Source organism: Paenibacillus campi, assembly GCF_034659835.1.
Lineage (GTDB): Bacteria > Bacillota > Bacilli > Paenibacillales > Paenibacillaceae > Saccharibacillus > Saccharibacillus campi.
Genome location: NZ_JAXSQZ010000013.1, coordinates 50,178 through 71,493, shown reverse-complemented (window position 1 = coordinate 71,493; position 21,316 = coordinate 50,178). Strand labels below are relative to the sequence as shown.

The window sequence follows — 21,316 nt, the reverse complement described above, 5'->3', positions numbered from 1 at the left end:
CGCCGCTAACTATTAGAGAAGCAAGCTTCTCGTCAAGTCCGCTCGACTTGCATGTATTAGGCACGCCGCCAGCGTTCGTCCTGAGCCAGGATCAAACTCTCCAATAAAGTGTTTGACTTGCTCATTTTGTTGCTGGCGAGAACATTGCTGTTCTCTATAGTTTGAAGAACCGAAGTTCTTCACTCACTCGTTGTTCAGTTTTCAAAGATCAAACTCTTTCGTTACTGCTCAGTTTCTCTCGCAGCAACTCTTATATCATATCATGTTGTGTTTCGTTCGTCAAGCACTTTTTTGAAGTGTTTTTCAGCTTCAAATGCTTCATGGACGAAGCGTATGATATGTTTTCTTTCATTGTCACTCGTTCGCGACAACTTTTATAATATATCATGTGAACTTCTTGGTGTCAACACTTTTTTCAAACTTTTAAGCCCCGTTTTAGTCAGGAGCGAGTCGGTTGAACTCGATCTCCTTCCTAGCGGCGCTAAAAGTTAATTAGTGCGAAAATCAATTTATCATAAATGGCGGAAGCCGTCAACTGTATATGATCAGTTTTTGGCTTCCGGATAACGTGCGGTGCGTACATACTTAGCCAGTTCTTTTTGTGGAGCAAAACGAGCATACATTTTAAATATCGTTTTATATCTTTTATCGATTGCCTGACGAATATCTTGGTTTAGACGTTGGTCACTGAGATCGAATAGCATCTCGTCCAGTTCTTTTCGTAATACATAAGCCATTTCCTTGCACTCATTTTCGTTTAGCAGCATTCCAAGCATATAAAATCCTCCCTAAGTTAACTCCTCACTTAATCTATCCTTTATTCCAAACTTTGCGACTTTAAACATCATTCTTTGTTTGAAAGATAGGGTTTAACAAGCCTTTCCAAGTCTGGCACTCATATAGTCTAGATAGTGATGATTTAACCTTATTCCATATGCTTGTAAACATATCACTGCAAAAAGGGACGGCTCTGTTTAGCTCATTAACCAGTACGTCACTGTGCTCTCGATCACTGCCGCAATAAATAATAGAATGACAATCCATATACTGGCTGGAACGATCGAACGCAAAAATGCACGCCGCTCGTTTTGCAATCTTTGGCGCCCCGTCTCATTCCATGTTGTTAACGTATCCAGCATCAGCTTGCCAAACTTCAACCCATAAGCAGATGCAATGATAATCGCGGGAATCTCGATAATGCCATGCGGAAGCAATCCTTTGACGATTAGCTCCGTTACGTTTGCTCCGTGCAAACTTTCCGCCTGCAACAAATAACCGATGATCATGCCATTCATAACGAGGAAAATGACAGGAATAATCCCGATAAAGAACCCTAGCAGAATGATCAGAATACTTTTGACTGCATTATTGAAGAAAATGAACAGAAAATAGTTCATCTGTACGTTACCGCTCTGCTTTAACTGTTTGCTTACAATGCGAAGCTGTTCAAGTTGGCTGCTTAAATAGTTTCCGAGCGGTTCAGCTAGTACGCTCCCTGCTACAAGACCGATAATAAACAGTACGGTCGCTACAACGAGCATTGAGCGATTTTGCCTCAAATCGTACCAAAATGTGCGAAAAGACAGCATAGTTTCACTCCTTTGATCCTAAAGATTAGATTAATGGTATGTTGTTTTAATGCCTGTACGCTGATTGACTTACTAGAGATCAAGTATGATGTTATGGAAAGATTGATCGTTATTAGGTTCTCCTTCTATATACGTCAAACTCTGGCTGAAGAAAAGCAGGTCATCTTGACACCATCAGTGTAACATAGACTCTATACTGATCACGAATCATAAGTACGACGCTTGTAAAACGATCTAAAACAAAAAGGGACGCGACTATACGTCCTCGTCCCTTTGCTCCATGCTCCATGCTCCATGCTCCATGCTCCATGCTCCATGCTCCATGCTCCATGCTCCATGCTCCATGCTCCATGCTCCATGCTCCATGCTCCATGCTCCATGCTCCATGCTCCATGCTCCATGCTCCATGCTCCATGCTGATTAATTGTATTTGTCCACTACACGCTGCGCAAGCTCCAAATACATTTGCCCAATCTCTGTATCTTCAGCATATACAGAAGGCGAGAAGTCCGGATCAGTCGCCAAGTTATCGGTAGCTCCGAGCGGAATTTGCGCTAGTAATTCGGTATGCAGGTTTTCCGCCAACATGCCGCCACCGCCGCGACCGAATACATAGTCTCGCTGCCCATCACGCGCCTGATAATAAGCCATATTTTCCACCACGCCCAAAATATCATGGTTCGTCTGGATCGCCATCGCGCCTGCACGTGCCGCAACGAATGAAGCTGTAGCGTGTGGAGTCGTCACCAAAATTTCTTTGCTTTGCGGCAACATCTGGTGTACATCAAGCGCTACATCGCCGGTACCCGGTGGTAAATCAAGCAGCATATAATCGAGTTCCCCCCACTCGACATCTGCAAAAAACTGTCGCAACATCCGTCCAAGCATCGGACCGCGCCAAATGACCGGGTTATTTTCGCGAATAAAAAAGCCCATCGACATCACTTTGACACCAAAACGTTCTACCGGCTGAATCCGTCCTTCTTCCACTTCTGGGTATTCTTCAATTCCCATCATGTCCGGCACACTAAAGCCATAAATATCCGCATCGATAATGCCTACCCGTTTACCGAGACGAGCTAGTGAAGTTGCCAGATTTACAGTCACTGTCGATTTGCCTACACCACCTTTACCGCTCGCAATCGCGATAAAACGGACACCAGACTCTGGATGAATAATGGATAGATTCTCCAACCCAGCAGCATGACCTTTCTGTTCAATCTCCTCCGCTGTCGGCTCCCTTTGCTCATCAGGAGACAGCAATTGTCTTACCGTCGCCATCTCGCGCTCGGAAGGTTCTCTAAAACGGATATGCAGATCGATCGGTTCCACAATTTTAAGAGCGGCGCGGATCGATTGCTCTACCGCGTCTTTGTACTCCTGTCCCAGCTCTATACATACCACAGTCAAGGAAATACGTGTATCTTTGACCATGACATCACGAATAAATTGCATTTCCAGGAGTGGGAATTCATATTGCGGGTCCTTCACCTTGCTTAGTAGTTCCAGTACATAGTCTCTTGATAGCATGATGCGCACTCCTTGTAATAATGAATTTCATGGATCGTGTCCAAGCCTAAACCCATAATATTGCCATTATAGCATTGTATGCAGTGCTATAGGCAATGAACTGCAAACCGGTAATGCTGTGTAACCTACCTGACTCCTTTTGTTAAACAAAAAAGCCCCTGTATCGGTACAGCACGATCTATTGTTTTAAACTGCTTGACAGCAAGTTTACATAACAGATCATGTGTACGATAGGGGCACTATTTTATGCTTCCAAATCACTAGTAGGCTGTCTCAAATGGAAATTGTGTTTGAACGTACCTTCACCTATTCATCATCAAGCAATGGTTAGATCGACAAACCATAAATGTATTTGAGACAATATACTAGTAGATTGTCTCAGATACATCAGGGTATATCTTTGTCATCATCGTTTGATCATGAACGTGTTTAGATATTAGGTACGTCCGAACCCGATTTTACTTGAGATAGCCTACTAATAGGCTGTCTTAAGCTCTTATTGATAAAGATTTCAGTACACAACCAAAGTTGAACGTTAACTTGGTCGTCGTACTAGGGCGTATCTTCAAACGGCTTCCTAGGCAGTTCTATGCGTTTATTCATTAGATTACACTTGCATAGGCAGCTCAACTCACTTAAACCGCGATCCACTTAAACAATAAAATAACAGCGCTGAACGTTTGAAGACACTGCCTAGTAGGCTGACCAGCTTAAATTCAGTGTGTGATGGACTCTATCTTATGAAAGAAACACTGGAATTATAGCCTCAGAACATCGCTACTCTGCACGATCAAACTACTTATTTAACGCGGACAGTCTACTAGCTTTTCCGTTAGTATGTTCCATGCTGATCTATACTGCAACTTATGGCTATCTATTTATGCATAGATGGCACATGTTATACATAGATACAACGTGGATATGGACAACTATAATTAGATGACATCAATTAGCTATCATGTTGCTCCTGCTTGTTATGCTCCTAATTAGTTACATATAAAGTGGATCAACTCGGCTACTATACACATTCTACCTATATTGCGGTATACGCTCAATCATGTCATTCCCTATCAAGCAGAACATATTAAACGTTCATAGGTGGGGAGATTGCACAAATTGCGAGTAAATAGCGAAACGTTCACTCGTTATATAAGCCTACGTCTAACGCTACTCCACCTTCCACCTAACCAATCCTTTTATGCCTGGCTGGCCACATGCTCTGCCATGCCTTCGATCAATACTTCCGCTACTTCCGGACGCGTAAATTCGGGTGGTGGGCATTTACCGTCACGTAGCAATGCACGTACTTTGGTGCCGGAGAGCGTCAAATGATGCTCTTTTGCATGCGGACAAGTTTTGCTGGATGCCATATTACCGCATTTTGTACAGAAAAAGCTATGTTCAAAAAAGAGCGGCGTAATATCAAGTTCTTCTGGCGTAAAATTAGCGAAAATTTCTTGCGCTTCATACGTGCCATAATAATCGCCTACACCTGCATGATCCCGACCGACGATAAAATGCGTGCAACCATAGTTTTTGCGAACCATCGCATGGAAAATCGCTTCTCGTGGTCCGGCATAGCGCATAGCTGCCGGGAACACACCGAGGAAAGCGCGATCTTTTGGATAGTAATTTTCCAGCAGTACCAAGTAGCTACGCATACGCACATTAGCCGGCACATCATCCGATTTCGTTTCGCCGACGAGCGGGTTTAGAAACAACGCATCTACGATTTCCATCGCGCTTTTCTGGATGTATTCATGCGCACGGTGAACCGGATTACGCGTTTGGAAGCCGACGACCGTTTTCCATCCTTTATCAGCAAATAAACGGCGAGTTTCAGCTGGATCAAAATAAAACTCACCAAACTTAGCCGGAACTGGACGGTTCAGCACTTGAATCGGACCACCTACATACGTAGTCGGACGAGCGAACAGCTTTTGCACACCAGGATGCTCAGGGTCATTCGTTTTGAACACTTTGACCGCTTCGTTCTGCTGATCTACCTTGTAAATGCTGCGCACTTCCAGCACTCCATAAATAACCCCATCTTCTTCACCAACAAGTGCAACCTGTTCACCGATTTCAAGCGTAGTGGCAATTTGTTCTTCCAATGCGAGCGTGATCGGAATACTCCATACGAGACCATTCGCCAACCGCATCCGCTCTACGACAGAATGGTAATCCGCCTCCTCCAAAAATCCTTCTAATGGAGAAAATGCACCCACGCCGATTAAGTCTAGATCGGATACAGTCCAGCTATTAATCGGAATCCGTTTCCACTGCTGCGCTTGCTCTAACAATTGAGTTCGCTCTGCTCCTTCTGCAATACGATGAACAAGCTTGCCTCCGTGCGGTAATATGGATGTCATTAAGGTCGCTCCCTTTTAAGAAATAGTTAATTATAGTATGGCGGGTATAGCATCATCTAGCCAAAATAAATCGCAGCAACTTGTACGACGTCGTTTGAAAACACGCTCTATTGCACCATCAAATTACTTATGCAATCCGCACTCTGTTTTGTCGTTACCTGCCCAGCGTCCTGCACGCGGGTCTTCACCAGGCATAACTTGGCGGGTGCAATATTCGCAGCCGATGCTAGGGTAGTTACGATCATGCAGTGGATTGTAAATAATATCGTTATCACGGATATATTTCCACACATCTTCAGATGTCCAATCCGCGATCGGGTTAAACTTCATTAAACCAAATTTAGTATCATATTCGACTTTTTTGGCATTGGCACGAGTCGGTGCTTGGTCGCGGCGAATGCCTGTAATCCATGCATCATACTGGGAAAGAATACGGGTGAGCGGCTCTACTTTACGAATATTGCAGCATGCATTCGGATCAACTGTCCAAAGTGATTCACCATGAGCAGCCGCTTGTTCTTCCGGCGTCAACTTTGGAGCTACACGGACAAAATTCAAACCATAGCGCTCTACCATACGATCGCGCGTCTCATACGTTTCTTTGAAATGGAAATCAGTATCCAGATAGAAAATATCAGTCGACGGGCTGATCGTTTGCAGCATATCCACAATAACGACATCTTCTGCACCAAAGCTGCAAGCAAATGTTAAACTTTCAAAATTGTCCACTGCCCAGCGAATAATTTGTTCTGGTGAAGCATGCTCCAGTTCTTCCGCCTTTACTCTAGCCAGTTCTTCTTTTTCCAACAGATTCATATCATTTCCCCCATCATGAAATTTGCATTCTTTTTTCCAAACTGGTTTTAAGTCGGTAAATAAAAACAATATAGTCTCACTAGCCAACAGACGCTATTTTAAATCGGACCTGTCTGTAGACGATAGCGGATTATAAGTTGAACGATCTCCTCAACAATCACTCTATTGCGATGACCTAATTGTTTATATACGTTCATGACATCCAGCTCGTTGGTATTGCTTAAAATGACTACATTCATCATTGACGTTGTATTACGAATTGCATACGTAACAGTTGTATTTATTTCTCATCCATTAAAACCAACTAAACTACTAAGAATTATAAGTATATTATAAAAGCCTCAGACCCGTAATTCAAGAGGAAATTCAATAATTTCAATAGAGAATATGCAGTAACATCATTTATACATAGGAATATTCTGCTGTTACATTATGCTAGTAGTGCCTTGACTGCATAGCATATTTGTTTTGAATCTACTGTATGCCCTTATTTATGGAGGGAATCTACACGATTTTAAATATGTAGTTTGATGCTGCACAGATTCCCTTTATAAATAAGGAGATGCAGCGGAATGAAATCCAACATCTAAAGCAGTCAAGCTAGTAGACTGTCTCAAATGGAAATTGTGTTTGAACGTACCTTAACCGATTCATCATCAAGCAATGGTTAGTTCGACAAACTGTAAATATATTTGATACAAACTACTAGTAGGCTGTTTCAAGTAAAAATTAGGTGTGCATGTACCTAAACAAGACTGCGGTCAAACGATGATGCGATACACATACCACGAATGTATCTAAAACAAACTACGAGTATATATTTTGTGGATGAAAATGGGTGGATTGTTGTTGATAACTTTTGTAATTGCAGTAATCTTTTCAGAATTCATTCACATACTCACAAAGTTATCCCCTTTATACCCAGGCTGATGATGATAAGTGGCTGTTTTGGAGAGAATATTTAAATAAAGGCTGTGGATGGATCGTTTTAATGGAGGCTGTTAGTAGAAATTTGGGGATAACTATATCGCTTTGCAGTTCATTCTATCATAGCAGCATGTATACCCACTTCATATGGGCGATTAGGCGTGCGAAAATACTGCCTAGTAGCTTGTCTCTTATACATTCAGGGTATGTCTTTGTCATCATCGCTTGATCATGCACGTATTCAGGTACGTTCGAACCTGATTTTAATGGAGACAATCTACTAGTACTTTGACCGAGATTAATTGGAGTGTTAAGTCTGTTTTAAGGTCGCATGGATCAGCATTTCAGCACACAACCCAAATTAATATTTAACTTGGTCAAAACACTAGGACGTGTCTTCAAACTACTTTACAGATCGTTCGATACGGGTAATTTGCGTCAGACTAAGCTGTACACGAGCTTATTTCTGAGCTTTGTGAACAATAAATAATACGTAGGACAGTTTGAAGACACCACCTAGTACGCTGACCAGCTCAAATATGCTCACTGATCGACGCCATTGGATGCACCTATACTTGTATCACACCATGAATTTCTCTAGTCTATATCACATTCAACTCCACAGTTTGAAGATAGCACCCTATACCGTGCACATTATCTCAATTAATATCAGTTTTACCGTTTTTAAACGTATTCATTATAAAGTGATTGTAAGATCGGCATACTATGTATGACAGTGAGGCAAGCTACTGAACAAGCTTTAAAACTGCATTATACGATTGGAGTAAACAGCGTGTAACTCGAAGGAGTCCGTATGTCGTGGAATTGAACAAAAACAAAACCTCTGACCGGTGAAGGCCAGAGGTTTGTGAACCTTGTAGTACACAAGGAATCTTAACGTTTGGAGAACTGAGGTGCGCGACGAGCCGCTTTAAGACCGTATTTTTTACGTTCTTTCATACGTGGGTCACGAGTCAGGAATCCTGCTTTTTTCAGGGAACCGCGCAGTTCAGGGTCTGCTTTCAGCAGCGCACGGGAGATGCCGTGACGAATTGCGCCAGCTTGACCAGAGATACCGCCACCATGAGCCAATACGATTACATCGTAGCTGCCCAGAGTTTCTGTCAGGTTCAGTGGTTGCTTAACGATCAGCTTAAGTGTTTCCAGACCAAAATATTCATTGATGTCGCGTTTGTTAATGACAATGCGTCCTTCACCCGGTACAAGGCGAACACGTGCTACCGAATGTTTACGACGACCTGTCCCATAGTATTGTACTTGTGCCATGAAACTGTCCTCCTTTTAATTAGCCGCGAAGTTCGTAAACTTCTGGTTTTTGTGCTGCATGTGGATGTTCTACGCCAGCGTAAGCTTTCAGGCGCAACTTCATTACATTACCTTGACGAGTTTTTGGCAGCATGCCATGAACAGCAGCTTCGATTACACGCTCAGGCTTGTTGTCGAGCATCTGTTGAGCTGTAGTCACTTTCAGACCACCTGGATGCATAGAGTGACGATAGTATTTTTTGTCTTGCAGTTTTTTACCAGTCAAGCGGATTTTTTCAGCATTGATTACGATTACGAAATCGCCGCCGTCCACATGAGGGGTGAAAGATGGTTTGTGTTTACCACGGATCAGTGCTGCAACTTCGCTTGCCAGACGGCCCAGCGTTTTGCCTTCAGCATCAATAATATACCACTGGCGTTCTACTTCACTTGGCTTCGCGATATAAGTTGTACGCATGAGAAGTTCCTCCTTAGTCTTTTTGAACATCCGTTGTTCTCGTGCTATGACGCTCAAGAAGATATTCAATAAATGTAATATTAACAGCGCATAAAATGCATCTGTATATGTGGTCATTCTTTAATTGGTTGTGTTGTTTATACACGATATTACGTTGTTGTTAGTCAATGGATAAAGCGTTGTTATCGTCTTCTTGATTGGGGGCTGTGGGAGAGCCATCAAGAAAACACAACTTTTATTTTACAGGATGGTTCGGCGTTAAGCAAGCATTATTTATGGTTTTTTTAGACTTTTTTATGCGAAACATTTCGGCATCTGACTGTCTAAAATTCCACATCATCATAATGCACTCCCCACATCGTTAACGCTTTACTGATCGCTGTGGGGCCTGCTGCATTACGATCGCAGGCTGCAATCATACCCGGAATATCATCCGCTGCATATTTGCCTTCTCCGACCTGTACGAGCGTCCCCATAATGATCCGCACCATATGCTGTAAAAAGCCATTGCCTGTAATATAAAAGTGCAGAATGCCCTGGTCTCTTGTATGGGGCCTAGTTTGCGATCGATCGATCTCCAATCTCGTTTCCAACACGGTACGGATATGACTTTGCTTTTGCGAATAACGAGACGCAAAGCTAGTAAAATCATATGTGCCCACAAAATGCTGGAACGCCTCATTCATCGCTTCGATATCCAGCTTCCCAGGATGATGCAATTGCATATGTCGCAAAAATACATCCGGGTACTGATTCGCATTGATCGTATACCGATAGGTTTTGCGTTTGGCTGAGCGACGTGAATGAAACTCCAGTGGAACTTCACGCGCACCGGTGACAATAATATCACGCGGCAAACGACCATTTAACGCTAGTGGCCAACGTTCTGCCGGAATCGGTGATTCCGTCCAGAAATTAAACACTTGCCCTATCGCATGTACCCCTGCGTCCGTACGACCGGAGCCATGAATTTTGGGACGTTGTCCAATCATAGAGGCGATCGCTTTTTCCAGATGATCCTGCACCGTGTTTCCGTCAGGTTGCGTCTGAAAGCCGTTATACCGGGTTCCGTCGTAATTGACGGTCATACATAGATTACGCATCAATTCTCACCTTTATATCTACATACAAAGTGAGGGAGCTCCAGATGGAGCCCCCTCCTTCATGTTGTTAAACACAACTTTGCCCAGACAGAGAAAAAAAGGGCTTTGCCAGAATCACAAGACCCTGTCCACCCTTCTTTATCTGCATGTTACGCGCGGTCTACCAGTTCCAGATAAACCATAGGAGCAGCGTCGCCACGACGAGGTCCCAGTTTCAGGATACGAGTGTATCCACCTGGACGCTCTGCATAACGAGGTGCCAATTCAGAAAACAGCTTTTGGATTGCATCTTGGTTGCCGTCCAGAGTTTCACGACGAACAAAAGAAGCTACCTGACGACGAGCATGCAAATCTCCACGTTTGGACAGAGTGATCAGCTTTTCTGCGATAGAACGAAGTTCTTTCGCTTTTGCTTCAGTCGTTTGAATACGCTCATATAAGAACAGGTCAGTTACCAGATCGCGGAACAGAGCTTTACGAGCACTGGAGTTACGACCCAATTTTTGGTATGCCATTTTGTATTCCCTCCTTCATCAATGATTAAATGACTATTCTTCCTGACGCAGACCAAGACCGAGTTCCTGCAACTTCTCTTGAACTTCTTCAAGCGATTTGCGTCCCAGGTTGCGGACCTTCATCATATCGTCTTCGGATTTAGTAGTCAGTTCCTGCACCGTGTTGATGCCGGCACGTTTCAAGCAGTTGTAAGAACGTACAGAGAGATCGAGTTCTTCGATTGTCATCTCAAGCACTTTCTCTTTTTTGTCTTCCTCTTTTTCGACCATAATTTCCGCATCTTTTGCTTCATCAGTCAGACCGACGAACAGCATCAGGTGCTCAGTCAAAATTTTAGCGCCCAAGCTAACGGCTTCTTCCGGGCGAATGCTGCCATCCGTCCAGATTTCGATCGTCAGCTTGTCATAGTTCGTAACCTGACCAACACGTGTATTTTCGATAACATAGTTTACACGGGAGATCGGAGTATAGATCGAATCGATCGGAATGACGCCAATTGGCTGATCCGCTCGTTTGTTCTTGTCTGCCGATACATATCCGCGACCACGGTTAGCAAAAATGCGCATGTGGAGTCTGGAACCTGGAGCAAGCGTGGCAATATGAAGGTCCGGGTTAAGGATTTCCACGTCACTATCTGCACGAATATCGCCAGCAGTAACCACGCCTTCTCCTTCCGCGTCAATCTCCAATACTTTTTCTTCATCGGAGTGGATTTTCAGCGAGAGCGCCTTGAGGTTCAAAATGATCTCAGTAACGTCTTCCATTACGCCTTGAACCGTTGAGAACTCGTGCAATACACCGTCGATTTGTACGGAAGTTACTGCCGCACCCGGAAGGGAGGACAACAAAATCCGGCGAAGTGAATTGCCAAGTGTTGTGCCGTAACCACGTTCGAGAGGTTCTACGATGAACTTGCCATAGGTTCCTTCATCATTTACATCTACGGTCTCAATTTTCGGCTTTTCGATTTCTATCACTGCAATATCCCTCCTTCAAAACGTCGCTTCGATGAAACTGTCGCTAAAACTTTACACAATAGACATGCAGCAATCCCAGGCAAGCGATAAGCCTGCGCCGGTGCTTAGCTACATTGGCAAAGACATGCTTCGATTATACGCGACGACGTTTTGGTGGACGGCATCCGTTATGAGGAATCGGAGTTACATCCTTAATCAGGTTAACTTCCAGACCTGCTGCTTGCAGAGAACGAATCGCTGCTTCACGACCTGCACCAGGACCTTTAACCATAACTTCAACAGCTTTCATGCCGTGTTCCATCGCTGCTTTTGCTGCAGTTTCAGCTGCGAGTTGTGCTGCGAATGGAGTGGATTTACGGGAACCTCTGAATCCAAGACCGCCGGAGCTTGCCCAGGAAATAGCGTTGCCGTGAGGATCCGTAATGGTAACGATCGTATTGTTAAACGTGGAACGAATGTGAGCCACGCCAGATTCGATATTTTTACGGTCGCGACGTTTAGTACGTACGACTTTTTTCGCTTTAGCCATTGTTCTTTAACCTCCCTTACTTCTTCTTGTTCGCTACTGTACGACGAGGACCTTTACGTGTACGAGCATTTGTTTTGGTACGTTGTCCACGAACCGGCAGACCACGACGGTGACGAACACCACGGTAGCATCCGATTTCGATCAAACGTTTAATGTTGAGGGAAATCTCACGACGAAGATCACCTTCTACTTTTTTACCTTCAATTGCTTCACGCAGTTTTCCTACTTCATCTTCAGTCAGATCGCGGACACGAGTGTTCAGGTCAATACCTGTTTCACTCAGAATTTTCTGAGAAGTCGTTTTACCGATTCCGAAAATATATGTCAAGGCGATCTCAACGCGCTTATCACGTGGTAAATCCACACCAGATATACGTGCCATTACGCTACACCTCCTCGATTAATTAACCTTGCTTTTGTTTGTGTTTCGGGTTTTCACAAATTACCATTACATTCCCTTTGCGGCGAATGACTTTGCATTTTTCGCAGATGGGCTTTACAGAAGGTCTTACCTTCATGTTAATTACCTCCTTAAGCTTTACGGTTGTAAAACTTATTTCGTCAGCATTTTATCTGCAGCACAAATTGTCCACATAAGTATCTATTATAGCACACTTTTTTGCATTTGTGTTTTATTTACGATAAGTTATACGACCTTTTGTCAAATCATAAGGCGAAAGTTGAACAACCACCTTATCCCCAGTCAGAATACGGATAAAGTGCATCCGCAGCTTACCGGAAACATGAGCGAGAATCTGATGACCATTCTCCAGCTCAACCTTGAACGTTGCATTCGGCAATGGTTCAAGAACCACGCCTTCTACCTCAATAACATCTTCTTTAGCCACAATGAGTTCCTCCTTAAACCGTATTGTTTTCGGCAGATTCGACAAACTTGGCTACTGCATGACGCAGCTTTCCATTTGTGACCCGTCCGCTTTCTTGCAAACTGTTTACAACTTCGCTGCTGATCACCGGCGTCAGCTCCAGATGAAGAATATTCTTCTTCTTCGGCTGATCAAACTTGCGTTTGTTCCCATCGGCGATATAAACAAATTTCTCATCCGGTATTGCAATGATCACAGCAGGCTGGCCAGCTCCTTTGCCTTTTGCAACTTTCACAATTTGACCAACCTGCGGGGATGTTCCTGTCTTCAACAAAATCACCTACGCATTCAGTGTTGTGAAAATCTCCATACCGTCCGGTGTTACCGCAACCGTATGTTCAAAATGGGCGCATAGTGAGCCATCTACCGTAACTACTGTCCATTTGTCTTCCAACGTTTTAACATGCCGTCCGCCAGCGTTCACCATCGGTTCAATTGCAAGCACCATACCTGGCTTGAGGCGTGGCCCCCGATCCGCAATTCCGTAATTTGGAATTTTGGGGTCTTCGTGCAATTTGGTTCCGATGCCGTGACCTACGTACTCGCGTACGACAGACATGCCGGCATCCTCGATAAAACGCTGTATTGCATGCGATATAGTAAACAGACGAACATCCGGCTTCACCAGCTCCAAACCCGCAAATAAAGCTCCCTCCGTAACGTCCAGAAGGCGCTTCGCTTCGTCGGAAATGTTGCCGACCGGATATGTCCAAGCCGAATCACCGTGATACCCATGATATTGGGCTCCAATATCGAACGTCACGATGTCGCCCTCTTGCAGTTTGCGTTTGCTTGGGAATCCATGAACAAGTTCCTCGTTCACCGAAGCACAAATACTGGCAGGAAAACCATTGTATCCTTTGAATGACGGCAAGGCATTTTGACTGCGAATGTAACGATCCGCAATGACATCTAGCTCGTCCGTTGTAATCCCTGGCTCGATGTATCGCTTGATCAGAGCATGAGTTTCGGCAACGATTCGCCCTGCTTCTCTCATAAAGCCAAGTTCTGTTTCGGATTTGCAAATGATCATTCTGCTTAACCCCGAAGCAGTGACACAATATCGGAGGATACTTGGTCAATGCCTTGTTCGCCATCAATGTCTCTCAGCAAACCTTGATCACCGTAGTAAGACAGTAGCGGAGCCGTTTTGTTGCCGTACTCGTCAAGACGAGTCGCTACGCTTTCTTCGTTATCATCCGGTCTCTGGTAGAGCTCACCACCATCAAGATCGCAAATGCCCTCTTGTTTAGGTGGATTGAAAACAATGTGATACGTAGCGCCGCATATTTTGCAAATGCGTCGTCCGGTAATGCGAACGAGCAGCTTGTCGCGGTCTACCTTCAGATTGATTACGTGGTCCAGCTTGCGGTCCATTGCTGCCAGCATGTTGTCGAGCGCTTCAGCCTGAGCGAGCGTTCTCGGATAACCGTCAAGCAAAAAACCTTTCTCACAGTCAGGTTGAGCGAGTCGCTCTTCCACAATTCCGTTGGTTACGTCATCCGGTACAAGCAGACCTTGATCGATGTATGATTTTGCTTTTACGCCGATCGGTGTCTCCTGCTTGATCGCCAGACGAAATGCATCGCCTGTCGAGATGTGAGGAATACCAAGCTCCTTTACGATTACAGCAGCTTGTGTTCCTTTACCAGCTCCCGGAGGTCCCATGAATATGATGTTCACGCTACTTCACTCCCCCCAAAACGACTATTGCAAGAACAGCACGGAAAGGTGCCGGTTAGAACGGAATGACCCATTCACCGGAACCTGCCGTCTATTTATTGATAAAACCTTTGTAATGGCGTTTGATAAGCTGGCTTTCGATCGTTTTCATCGTATCCAGTGCAACACCAATTACGATGAGTAGCGATGTACCGCCGATTTGAACCGATTTTGGCAAACCGGAGAGCGCCCCGAGGAATACCGGTAGTACCGAAATGATCGCCAGGAACAGAGAGCCTGTCATCGTCAAACGTGTCATAACTTTCGTCAGATACGTTGCCGTTGGCTTGCCTGGACGAACGCCTGGAATGTAACCACCGTTCTTCTTCATATTATCTGCCATTTGCGTAGGGTTCATTTGTACAAATGTATAGAAGAAAGTAAAACCGATAATCATTACAACATACAGTACCATACCGAGCGGTTGGTCATACCACAGATTTGCGGTAACCCATTTTGCCCAGGCATGTGTAGACCAAAAGCTTGCAATAATGATCGGGAATTGCAGCAGGGATACAGCGAAGATAACAGGAATTACACCAGCCGAGTTAATCTTCAATGGAATATGTGTGTTCTGCCCACCGTACATTTTGTTACCAACGACACGTTTTGCATATTGTACCGGAATTTTCCGAATCCCTTGTTGGATAAAGATAACACCCACTACAATCAACACAACGACGATAACAACGACGGCCAGCTTGATCACGTTCATGAACGTCTGACCCTGGGTAAGGAAATCCGATTGAACCATATCACGGATATGCTGCGGAATAGCCGCAACGATACCAGCGAAGATAATAATCGAAATCCCGTTACCAATTCCTTTTTCGGTAATTTGCTCACCCAACCACATTAGGAAGGATGTACCAGCAGTTAATACGATCGCAATCAAAGCGTAACTCCAAAACGTAGCGCCTGGAATCATCTCTGTATTGTACAAACGGTTAAAGCCGATAGACGTACCAAAAGCCTGGATCAGACCCAAAATGATCGTGCCATAACGGGTAACCTGTGCCAGTTTCTTTTTACCGTGTTCCCCTTGTTTGGCCCATTCCGCAAATTTCGGAATAACGTCCATCGACAAAAGCTGTACGATGATGGACGCAGTGATATACGGCATAATTCCGAGAGCAAAGATCGAGAATCGAGACAATGCACCACCGGAAAAAGTGTTTAGAAGACCGAACAATTCTTGCCCCTGGTTATTTACAGCAGTGAAAACTTGCGTGTTTACTCCAGGTACTGGTACAAACGAACCGATACGGTAGACAATCAGCACCAGCAAAGTAAAAAGTATCCGATTTCTAAGGTCTTCCACCCGCCATATATTCTTCAGGGTCTTGAACATTAGATCACCTCGGTTTTACCGCCGGCAGCCTCGATCTTCTCTACCGCAGATTGAGAGAACTTATTCGCTTTTACAGTCAGTTTTACAGTCAGATCACCGTTACCGAGGATCTTAATACCGCTTTGTGCATTTTTAACAATACCTTGTTCCATCAAGAACTCAGGAGTTACTTCAGTATCAGCAGCCAGCTTGTTCAGCTCAGCTACATTTACTAGAGCATACTCTTTACGGGTAGGGTTAACAAATCCACGTTTCGGCAAACGACGATACAATGGGTTTTGACCGCCTTCAAATCCTGGACGCACGCCACCGCCAGAGCGGGAGTTTTGTCCTTTGTGACCACGACCCGATGTTTTACCTGTACCGCTACTAGTACCACGACCTACGCGTTTGCGTTCTTTACGGGAACCAGGAGCTGGAGAAAGCTCATGCAATTTCATCGTTCGTTGCACCTCCTTATTGATAATAGGCTAATCTTTCGATCAATTAGCCTTGAATTTCTTTTACAGATACCAAGTGTTGTACTTGGTTAACCATACCGCGAATTGCAGCATTGTCTTCTTGAATGACCGAATGGTTCAGCTTGCGCAGACCCAATGTTTTCACAGTAACACGTTGTGTTTCTGGACGGCCAATCACGCTACGGACGAGGGTAATTTCCAATTTAGCCATGTGATTCCCTCCTTAACCGAGCAGTTCTTCGATTGTTTTTCCACGCAGTTTAGCTACGTCTTCAGCACGTTTCAGGCGAGACAAGCCTTCAAGTGTAGCGTTAACCATGTTCATGGAATTCGAAGAACCCAGGGATTTTGTCAAGATGTCGCCTACGCCGGCAAGTTCCAGAACAGCACGAACTGGACCACCAGCGATAACGCCAGTACCTTCCGATGCTGGTTTCAGCATAACGCGGCCTGCGCCGAATTTACCGTTTACCAGGTGAGGAATTGTTGTTCCTACGAGTGGAACGTGGATCAGGTTTTTCTTGGCATCTTCGATACCTTTACGGATCGCGTCAGGTACTTCGCCAGCTTTACCCAGACCAGCACCAACCCAGCCTTTACCATCGCCTACTACTACCAGCGCGCTAAAGCTAAAACGGCGTCCGCCCTTTACTACTTTAGCAACACGGTTGATGTGAACTACTCTTTCAGTCAGTTCCAAAGTGTTTGGATCAATACGCAAGTCGTTTACCTCCTTTTTGCAATAGATTAGAATTGAAGACCCGCTTCACGAGCTGCATCTGCCAGGGCTTTAATCCGTCCGTGATACAAATAGCCACCGCGATCGAATACTACAACTTCGTGTCCTTGTTCTTTCGCACGCTTCGCGATCAGTTCGCCAACTTGAGTAGCCGCTTCAACGCTACCGCCGTTTTTGATTTCGCTAAGCTCTTTATCCAGAGTGGAAGCAGCAACGAGAGTTACGCCAGCCACGTCATCGATCAATTGAGCATAAATGTGTTTGGAAGAACGGAACACGTTCAGACGTGGACGTGTAGCTGTACCAGTGATGTTCTTACGAACACGCATGTGTCTTTTCAGACGAGCTTTGTTTTTATCCGCTTTAGTAATCATGACTTATCTTTCACTCCTTTCATTTTACATGAGCCAGCTTCAAGCTAAGCAGCTCGGGGTAATGCAACATTATCCCCTAGCTTACTTCTTCTTACCAGCTTTACCTTCTTTACGCAGAATGCGTTCGCCTTCGTACTTGATACCTTTACCTTTATACGGCTCTGGTTCACGAACGGAACGGATTTTCGCAGCATAAGCACCTACGCGCTCTTTGTCGATACCGTTAACGACGATACGTGTGTTAGAAGGAACATCGAATTCGATGCCAGCTTCTGGAGTGATTTCTACCGGGTGAGAGTAACCAACGTTCAGAACGATTTTGTCGCCAGATTTGCTTGCGCGGTATCCGACACCAACCAATTCCAGGGCTTTGGAGAAACCAGTAGTTACTCCGCTAACCATGTTGCTTACTACACTGCGTGTAGTTCCGTGCAGGGAACGATGCAGTTTGTTGTCAGAAGGACGCTCAATCGTGATCACGTTACCTTCAATGACTACTTTCATATCTTGGTGAACTTCACGGGACAGGCTGCCTTTCGGCCCTTTCACCGTCAAGGTAGTGTTGTTCAAAGACACCTCTACACCACTTGGTACTTCAATTGGTTTACGACCAATACGGGACATTGCATTGCACCTCCTTATTTTATGACGTCAATTACCAAACGTAACAAACAACTTCGCCGCCGCTTTTTGCTTGACGAGCTTCTTTATCAGTTACTACTCCGTTTGAAGTAGAGATGATCGCGATTCCGAGTCCACCAAGAACACGAGGAACCTCATTGCTCTTTGTGTAAACACGAAGTCCTGGTTTACTGATACGTTTCAGGCCAGTAATTACGCGTTCGTTATTTTGACCGTATTTCAGGAAAATACGGATAATTCCTTGTTTGTTGTCCTCGATGAATTCAGCATCACGAATGAAGCCTTCACGCTTCAAAATATCAGCGATTTGCTTTTTCATTTTGGAAGCTGGAACTTCTACTGTTTCGTGACGCACAGTGTTGGCGTTACGAATACGTGTAAGCATATCAGCAATTGGGTCTGACATAGACATGTGTGTGAACCTCCTTCCTGTTAATCAATGATTTACCAACTTGCTTTTTTCACGCCAGGAATCTGGCCTTTGTACGCCAATTCGCGGAAGCAAATACGGCAGATTTTAAACTTTTGCAAAACGGAATGTGGACGACCACAACGCTCGCAACGAGTATACGCACGCACTTTGAACTTCGGAGTACGCTGTTGTTTAACCTTCATTGAAGTTTTAGCCACTTCGCCTGACACCTCCTAAATATTTTCGGAGAAAAAGGGGCTTATATTCGAACCCCGTACCTTGTCCATCTTATTTTACGAAAGGCATTCCCAGTTGAGTCAGAAGCTCACGGGACTCTTCGTCTGTTTTCGCAGTTGTTACGATAACGATATCCATACCACGTACTTTATCGACTTTATCGTATTCGATCTCTGGGAAGATCAGTTGTTCTTTAAGACCCAGTGTGTAGTTACCACGACCGTCAAACGCTTTGGAAGAAACACCACGGAAGTCGCGTACGCGCGGCAGTGTGATATTTACCAGTTTGTCCAGGAAGTAGTACATGCGATCACCACGCAGTGTTACTTTAACACCGATTGGCATACCTTCACGCAATTTGAATCCAGCGATGGATTTTTTGGCGCGAGTGATGATTGGCTTTTGACCAGCGATCAGTTGCAGGTCGTTTACAGCAGAGTCCAAAACTTTGGAGTTCGATACTGCTTCGCCCACACCCATGTTGATAACGATTTTCTCTACTTTAGGTACTTGCATTACCGTTTTGTATTGAAACTTCGTAGTCAGAGCAGGAACGATTTCGTTCAGGTACATATCTTTCATTCTTGAAGCCATTGGGTAAGGTCCTCCTTTCCTTAACAGTAGTTATTAATCGATTGTATCGCCGGAGCGCTTAGCCACACGAACTTTCTTGCCGTTGTCCAGTGTTTTGTAACCAACGCGGGTTACTTTTTTTCCGTCCTTTGGATCAACGTGCATTACGTTAGACACGTGGATAGGTGCTTCTTGCTCGATGCGTCCGCCTTGCGGGTTCAGCTGAGACGGTTTTTGATGCTTCGTAATCATGTTCACACCTTCAACCAGCACGCGGTTTTCACGAGGATAAGCAGCGATGATGCGACCTTTTTTACCTTTGTCTTTACCGCTGATTACGATAACCGTGTCGTCCTTTTTAACGTGCAGCTTGTTGTTGTGGGATTCCAAAACCTTTTTCACTTTAGCCATTTCTGTACACCTCCTATAACTCACTCAGGCACAGTGCCCTATATCGGAATCGTTTAGATGACTTCTGGAGCCAGGGAAACGATTTTCATGTAATCGCGATCGCGCAGTTCACGAGCAACTGGTCCAAAGATACGAGTACCACGAGGGCCTTTGTCGTCTTTGATTACCACTGCTGCGTTTTCGTCAAATGCGATGTAAGAACCGTCTTTACGACGTACAGAGCTTTTCGTACGAACAACTACTGCTTTAACTACATCACCTTTTTTGACAACGCCGCCTGGTGTTGCTTGTTTTACGGAACAGATGATAGTGTCACCGATTGCAGCTGTACGGCGTCCAGTACCACCCAATACGCGGATACACATCAGTTCTTTTGCGCCGGAGTTATCGGCTACAGCCAAACGTGTAAATGGTTGAATCATTTTACTTCCTCCTTCCGGACAGCTTATCTATCGTTCATCCTTAAATGGTGACTGCTTCTTCTACGATTTCCACAAGTCTCCAGTTTTTGTCTTTCGACAGTGGACGAGTTTCCATGATTTTAACAGTATCACCGATTTTCGCAGTGTTGTTTTCATCATGAGCTTTGAATTTCTTAGTGTACTTAATGCGTTTGTGATACAGATCATGCTTTTTGTAAGTTTCTACAGCAACAACGATTGTTTTGTCCATTTTGTCGCTGACTACTTTACCTACCTGTACTTTGCGGGCATTACGTTCGCTCATAGTGTGCCTCCTCCCTTGCTGACGGGCTCACGGTCCGTCAAATATTGGATATTATGAAGTAATTCCGAGTTCTCTTTCACGAACTACTGTTTTAGCGCGTGCAATTTGCTTGCGAACGGCACTAATACGAGTAGGGTTATCCAATTGACCGGTAGCAAGTTGAAAGCGCAGGTTAAAGAGTTCCTCTTTAAAACCAGCAATCTTTTGCTCGATTTCAGCAGTGGTAAGGTTGCGCAATTCATTAGCCTTCATTTGCTTCACCACCCAATTCTTCACGTTTCACAAACTTAGTTTTTACAGGCAGCTTATGGGAAGCCAGACGCATTGCTTCACGCGCGATTTCCTCAGATACGCCGGCAAGTTCAAACATGATTTTTCCTGGTTTTACGATGGCAACCCATTTCTCTACGTTACCTTTACCACTACCCATACGAACCTCAAGAGGTTTTTGAGTGATTGGCTTATCCGGGAAAATTTTGATCCATACTTTACCGCCACGTTTGATATAACGAGTCATAGCAATACGAGCAGCTTCGATTTGACGGTTAGTGATCCAAGCAGGCTCGAGAGACTGCAGACCAAATTCACCAAAGTTCAGTTCAGTACCGCCTTTAGCGCGTCCTTTCATACCTGGACGATGCTGTTTACGGTGTTTTACACGTTTAGGTACCAACATGA

At 44.6% G+C, this 21,316-nt stretch carries 32 protein-coding genes and 1 rRNA gene; all 33 read right to left on the bottom strand.

Annotation, left to right across the window (positions count from 1 at the left end):
* A 16S ribosomal RNA gene (locus tag U1I11_RS20695) occupies positions 1–107 on the bottom strand; the annotation flags it as partial.
* A 438-nt stretch (positions 108–545) separates the two neighbouring features.
* On the bottom strand, positions 546–776 hold the full coding sequence (locus tag U1I11_RS20690; protein WP_322908013.1) for a hypothetical protein: 231 nt from the start codon (positions 774–776) through the stop codon (positions 546–548).
* 198 nt (positions 777–974) lie between these two features.
* A complete protein-coding gene (locus U1I11_RS20685; protein ID WP_322908012.1) occupies positions 975–1,589 on the bottom strand; it encodes a stage II sporulation protein M in 615 nt (204 codons plus the stop codon).
* Between the two features lie 255 nt (positions 1,590–1,844).
* Complete coding sequence (locus U1I11_RS20680; protein ID WP_322908011.1) at positions 1,845–1,976, bottom strand: hypothetical protein; 132 nt, start codon at positions 1,974–1,976, stop codon at positions 1,845–1,847.
* Between the two features lie 33 nt (positions 1,977–2,009).
* Positions 2,010–3,119: an Mrp/NBP35 family ATP-binding protein gene (locus tag U1I11_RS20675; protein ID WP_322908010.1), complete on the bottom strand. Its 1,110-nt coding sequence runs from the start codon at positions 3,117–3,119 to the stop codon at positions 2,010–2,012.
* Positions 3,120–4,315: 1,196 nt separating this feature from the next.
* The gene (sat, locus tag U1I11_RS20670) at positions 4,316–5,491 is read right to left on the bottom strand and encodes a sulfate adenylyltransferase (protein WP_322908009.1); all 1,176 of its coding nucleotides are present in this window, start codon (positions 5,489–5,491) and stop codon (positions 4,316–4,318) included.
* A 123-nt stretch (positions 5,492–5,614) separates the two neighbouring features.
* Complete coding sequence (locus tag U1I11_RS20665; protein WP_322908008.1) at positions 5,615–6,307, bottom strand: phosphoadenylyl-sulfate reductase; 693 nt, start codon at positions 6,305–6,307, stop codon at positions 5,615–5,617.
* 1,821 nt (positions 6,308–8,128) lie between these two features.
* Positions 8,129–8,521 (bottom strand): 30S ribosomal protein S9, encoded by a 393-nt coding sequence (rpsI, locus tag U1I11_RS20660; RefSeq protein ID WP_017815392.1) that lies wholly within the window; start codon positions 8,519–8,521, stop codon positions 8,129–8,131.
* Between the two features lie 19 nt (positions 8,522–8,540).
* On the bottom strand, positions 8,541–8,978 hold the full coding sequence (rplM, locus tag U1I11_RS20655; RefSeq protein ID WP_322908007.1) for a 50S ribosomal protein L13: 438 nt from the start codon (positions 8,976–8,978) through the stop codon (positions 8,541–8,543).
* Positions 8,979–9,301: 323 nt separating this feature from the next.
* The gene (truA, locus tag U1I11_RS20650) at positions 9,302–10,081 is read right to left on the bottom strand and encodes a tRNA pseudouridine(38-40) synthase TruA (protein ID WP_322908006.1); all 780 of its coding nucleotides are present in this window, start codon (positions 10,079–10,081) and stop codon (positions 9,302–9,304) included.
* Between the two features lie 149 nt (positions 10,082–10,230).
* Entirely contained in the window at positions 10,231–10,596 is a 366-nt protein-coding gene (gene rplQ / locus U1I11_RS20645) for a 50S ribosomal protein L17 (protein ID WP_188777864.1), read from the bottom strand.
* A gap of 33 nt (positions 10,597–10,629) precedes the next feature.
* A complete protein-coding gene (locus U1I11_RS20640; RefSeq protein ID WP_322908005.1) occupies positions 10,630–11,574 on the bottom strand; it encodes a DNA-directed RNA polymerase subunit alpha in 945 nt (314 codons plus the stop codon).
* Positions 11,575–11,707: 133 nt separating this feature from the next.
* Positions 11,708–12,103: a 30S ribosomal protein S11 gene (gene rpsK, locus U1I11_RS20635; protein ID WP_017815387.1), complete on the bottom strand. Its 396-nt coding sequence runs from the start codon at positions 12,101–12,103 to the stop codon at positions 11,708–11,710.
* Positions 12,104–12,119: 16 nt separating this feature from the next.
* Positions 12,120–12,485, bottom strand: a complete 366-nt coding sequence (rpsM, locus tag U1I11_RS20630; protein WP_188777868.1) for a 30S ribosomal protein S13 — start codon at positions 12,483–12,485, stop codon at positions 12,120–12,122.
* A 22-nt stretch (positions 12,486–12,507) separates the two neighbouring features.
* Positions 12,508–12,621: a 50S ribosomal protein L36 gene (gene rpmJ / locus U1I11_RS20625; protein ID WP_003333770.1), complete on the bottom strand. Its 114-nt coding sequence runs from the start codon at positions 12,619–12,621 to the stop codon at positions 12,508–12,510.
* Between the two features lie 114 nt (positions 12,622–12,735).
* The gene (gene infA / locus U1I11_RS20620; protein WP_017815385.1) at positions 12,736–12,951 is read right to left on the bottom strand and encodes a translation initiation factor IF-1; all 216 of its coding nucleotides are present in this window, start codon (positions 12,949–12,951) and stop codon (positions 12,736–12,738) included.
* Between the two features lie 13 nt (positions 12,952–12,964).
* The gene (locus tag U1I11_RS20615) at positions 12,965–13,261 is read right to left on the bottom strand and encodes a hypothetical protein (RefSeq protein WP_416235641.1); all 297 of its coding nucleotides are present in this window, start codon (positions 13,259–13,261) and stop codon (positions 12,965–12,967) included.
* A 9-nt stretch (positions 13,262–13,270) separates the two neighbouring features.
* A complete protein-coding gene (gene map, locus U1I11_RS20610; RefSeq protein ID WP_322908003.1) occupies positions 13,271–14,023 on the bottom strand; it encodes a type I methionyl aminopeptidase in 753 nt (250 codons plus the stop codon).
* 5 nt (positions 14,024–14,028) lie between these two features.
* On the bottom strand, positions 14,029–14,673 hold the full coding sequence (locus U1I11_RS20605) for an adenylate kinase (RefSeq protein ID WP_322908002.1): 645 nt from the start codon (positions 14,671–14,673) through the stop codon (positions 14,029–14,031).
* Between the two features lie 91 nt (positions 14,674–14,764).
* A complete protein-coding gene (gene secY, locus U1I11_RS20600; protein ID WP_322908001.1) occupies positions 14,765–16,063 on the bottom strand; it encodes a preprotein translocase subunit SecY in 1,299 nt (432 codons plus the stop codon).
* Positions 16,063–16,503, bottom strand: a complete 441-nt coding sequence (rplO, locus tag U1I11_RS20595; protein ID WP_322908000.1) for a 50S ribosomal protein L15 — start codon at positions 16,501–16,503, stop codon at positions 16,063–16,065. Before rplO ends, secY begins: the two co-directional genes overlap by 1 nt.
* Positions 16,504–16,549: 46 nt before the next feature.
* Positions 16,550–16,735, bottom strand: coding sequence for a 50S ribosomal protein L30 (gene rpmD, locus U1I11_RS20590; protein ID WP_322907999.1), 186 nt, complete (start codon positions 16,733–16,735; stop codon positions 16,550–16,552).
* A 12-nt stretch (positions 16,736–16,747) separates the two neighbouring features.
* Positions 16,748–17,245 (bottom strand): 30S ribosomal protein S5, encoded by a 498-nt coding sequence (gene rpsE / locus U1I11_RS20585; RefSeq protein WP_188777883.1) that lies wholly within the window; start codon positions 17,243–17,245, stop codon positions 16,748–16,750.
* 26 nt (positions 17,246–17,271) lie between these two features.
* Positions 17,272–17,637 carry a 50S ribosomal protein L18 gene (gene rplR, locus U1I11_RS20580; protein WP_322907998.1) on the bottom strand — a complete coding sequence of 122 codons (366 nt, stop codon included), beginning with the start codon at positions 17,635–17,637 and terminating at the stop codon, positions 17,272–17,274.
* A gap of 81 nt (positions 17,638–17,718) precedes the next feature.
* On the bottom strand, positions 17,719–18,261 hold the full coding sequence (rplF, locus tag U1I11_RS20575) for a 50S ribosomal protein L6 (RefSeq protein ID WP_322907997.1): 543 nt from the start codon (positions 18,259–18,261) through the stop codon (positions 17,719–17,721).
* Positions 18,262–18,292: 31 nt separating this feature from the next.
* Positions 18,293–18,691 carry a 30S ribosomal protein S8 gene (gene rpsH, locus U1I11_RS20570; protein ID WP_322907996.1) on the bottom strand — a complete coding sequence of 133 codons (399 nt, stop codon included), beginning with the start codon at positions 18,689–18,691 and terminating at the stop codon, positions 18,293–18,295.
* A 32-nt stretch (positions 18,692–18,723) separates the two neighbouring features.
* Positions 18,724–18,909: a type Z 30S ribosomal protein S14 gene (locus tag U1I11_RS20565; RefSeq protein WP_013312154.1), complete on the bottom strand. Its 186-nt coding sequence runs from the start codon at positions 18,907–18,909 to the stop codon at positions 18,724–18,726.
* 70 nt (positions 18,910–18,979) lie between these two features.
* Entirely contained in the window at positions 18,980–19,522 is a 543-nt protein-coding gene (rplE, locus tag U1I11_RS20560) for a 50S ribosomal protein L5 (protein ID WP_322907995.1), read from the bottom strand.
* A 33-nt stretch (positions 19,523–19,555) separates the two neighbouring features.
* Positions 19,556–19,912, bottom strand: a complete 357-nt coding sequence (rplX, locus tag U1I11_RS20555) for a 50S ribosomal protein L24 (RefSeq protein ID WP_229685996.1) — start codon at positions 19,910–19,912, stop codon at positions 19,556–19,558.
* Between the two features lie 53 nt (positions 19,913–19,965).
* On the bottom strand, positions 19,966–20,334 hold the full coding sequence (gene rplN / locus U1I11_RS20550; protein WP_322907994.1) for a 50S ribosomal protein L14: 369 nt from the start codon (positions 20,332–20,334) through the stop codon (positions 19,966–19,968).
* A gap of 40 nt (positions 20,335–20,374) precedes the next feature.
* Positions 20,375–20,638, bottom strand: a complete 264-nt coding sequence (gene rpsQ / locus U1I11_RS20545) for a 30S ribosomal protein S17 (protein WP_322907993.1) — start codon at positions 20,636–20,638, stop codon at positions 20,375–20,377.
* A 51-nt stretch (positions 20,639–20,689) separates the two neighbouring features.
* Entirely contained in the window at positions 20,690–20,890 is a 201-nt protein-coding gene (rpmC, locus tag U1I11_RS20540) for a 50S ribosomal protein L29 (RefSeq protein WP_017815370.1), read from the bottom strand.
* Positions 20,880–21,314, bottom strand: coding sequence for a 50S ribosomal protein L16 (rplP, locus tag U1I11_RS20535; RefSeq protein ID WP_322907992.1), 435 nt, complete (start codon positions 21,312–21,314; stop codon positions 20,880–20,882). The genes rpmC and rplP overlap by 11 nt, the downstream gene beginning before the upstream one ends.
* Between the last annotated feature and the right edge of the window lie 2 nt (positions 21,315–21,316).

Bases quoted from the DNA above. Each gene is read 5' to 3' on its own strand.
- rplP (WP_322907992.1), bottom strand. From the start codon at position 21,314: ATGTTGGTACCTAAACGTGTAAAACACCGTAAACAGCATCGTCCAGGT.
- rplN (WP_322907994.1), bottom strand. From the start codon at position 20,334: ATGATTCAACCATTTACACGTTTGGCTGTAGCCGATAACTCCGGCGCA.
- secY (WP_322908001.1), bottom strand. From the start codon at position 16,063: ATGTTCAAGACCCTGAAGAATATATGGCGGGTGGAAGACCTTAGAAAT.
- rpmJ (WP_003333770.1), bottom strand. From the start codon at position 12,621: ATGAAGGTAAGACCTTCTGTAAAGCCCATCTGCGAAAAATGCAAAGTC.
- U1I11_RS20665 (WP_322908008.1), bottom strand. From the start codon at position 6,307: ATGAATCTGTTGGAAAAAGAAGAACTGGCTAGAGTAAAGGCGGAAGAA.
- rplO (WP_322908000.1), bottom strand. From the start codon at position 16,503: ATGAAATTGCATGAGCTTTCTCCAGCTCCTGGTTCCCGTAAAGAACGC.
- rpsM (WP_188777868.1), bottom strand. From the start codon at position 12,485: ATGGCACGTATATCTGGTGTGGATTTACCACGTGATAAGCGCGTTGAG.
- sat (WP_322908009.1), bottom strand. From the start codon at position 5,491: ATGACATCCATATTACCGCACGGAGGCAAGCTTGTTCATCGTATTGCA.
- U1I11_RS20680 (WP_322908011.1), bottom strand. From the start codon at position 1,976: ATGGAGCATGGAGCATGGAGCATGGAGCATGGAGCATGGAGCATGGAG.
- U1I11_RS20690 (WP_322908013.1), bottom strand. From the start codon at position 776: ATGCTTGGAATGCTGCTAAACGAAAATGAGTGCAAGGAAATGGCTTAT.
- rplR (WP_322907998.1), bottom strand. From the start codon at position 17,637: ATGATTACTAAAGCGGATAAAAACAAAGCTCGTCTGAAAAGACACATG.
- rpmC (WP_017815370.1), bottom strand. From the start codon at position 20,890: ATGAAGGCTAATGAATTGCGCAACCTTACCACTGCTGAAATCGAGCAA.
- rpsQ (WP_322907993.1), bottom strand. From the start codon at position 20,638: ATGAGCGAACGTAATGCCCGCAAAGTACAGGTAGGTAAAGTAGTCAGC.
- rplQ (WP_188777864.1), bottom strand. From the start codon at position 10,596: ATGGCATACCAAAAATTGGGTCGTAACTCCAGTGCTCGTAAAGCTCTG.
- rpmD (WP_322907999.1), bottom strand. From the start codon at position 16,735: ATGGCTAAATTGGAAATTACCCTCGTCCGTAGCGTGATTGGCCGTCCA.
- rplX (WP_229685996.1), bottom strand. From the start codon at position 19,912: ATGGCTAAAGTGAAAAAGGTTTTGGAATCCCACAACAACAAGCTGCAC.
- rplM (WP_322908007.1), bottom strand. From the start codon at position 8,978: ATGCGTACAACTTATATCGCGAAGCCAAGTGAAGTAGAACGCCAGTGG.
- U1I11_RS20675 (WP_322908010.1), bottom strand. From the start codon at position 3,119: ATGCTATCAAGAGACTATGTACTGGAACTACTAAGCAAGGTGAAGGAC.
- rplE (WP_322907995.1), bottom strand. From the start codon at position 19,522: ATGGCTTCAAGAATGAAAGATATGTACCTGAACGAAATCGTTCCTGCT.
- map (WP_322908003.1), bottom strand. From the start codon at position 14,023: ATGATCATTTGCAAATCCGAAACAGAACTTGGCTTTATGAGAGAAGCA.
- rpsK (WP_017815387.1), bottom strand. From the start codon at position 12,103: ATGGCTAAAGCGAAAAAAGTCGTACGTACTAAACGTCGCGACCGTAAA.
- rpsI (WP_017815392.1), bottom strand. From the start codon at position 8,521: ATGGCACAAGTACAATACTATGGGACAGGTCGTCGTAAACATTCGGTA.
- U1I11_RS20685 (WP_322908012.1), bottom strand. From the start codon at position 1,589: ATGCTGTCTTTTCGCACATTTTGGTACGATTTGAGGCAAAATCGCTCA.
- truA (WP_322908006.1), bottom strand. From the start codon at position 10,081: ATGCGTAATCTATGTATGACCGTCAATTACGACGGAACCCGGTATAAC.
- rpsH (WP_322907996.1), bottom strand. From the start codon at position 18,691: ATGTCTATGTCAGACCCAATTGCTGATATGCTTACACGTATTCGTAAC.
- rplF (WP_322907997.1), bottom strand. From the start codon at position 18,261: ATGTCCCGTATTGGTCGTAAACCAATTGAAGTACCAAGTGGTGTAGAG.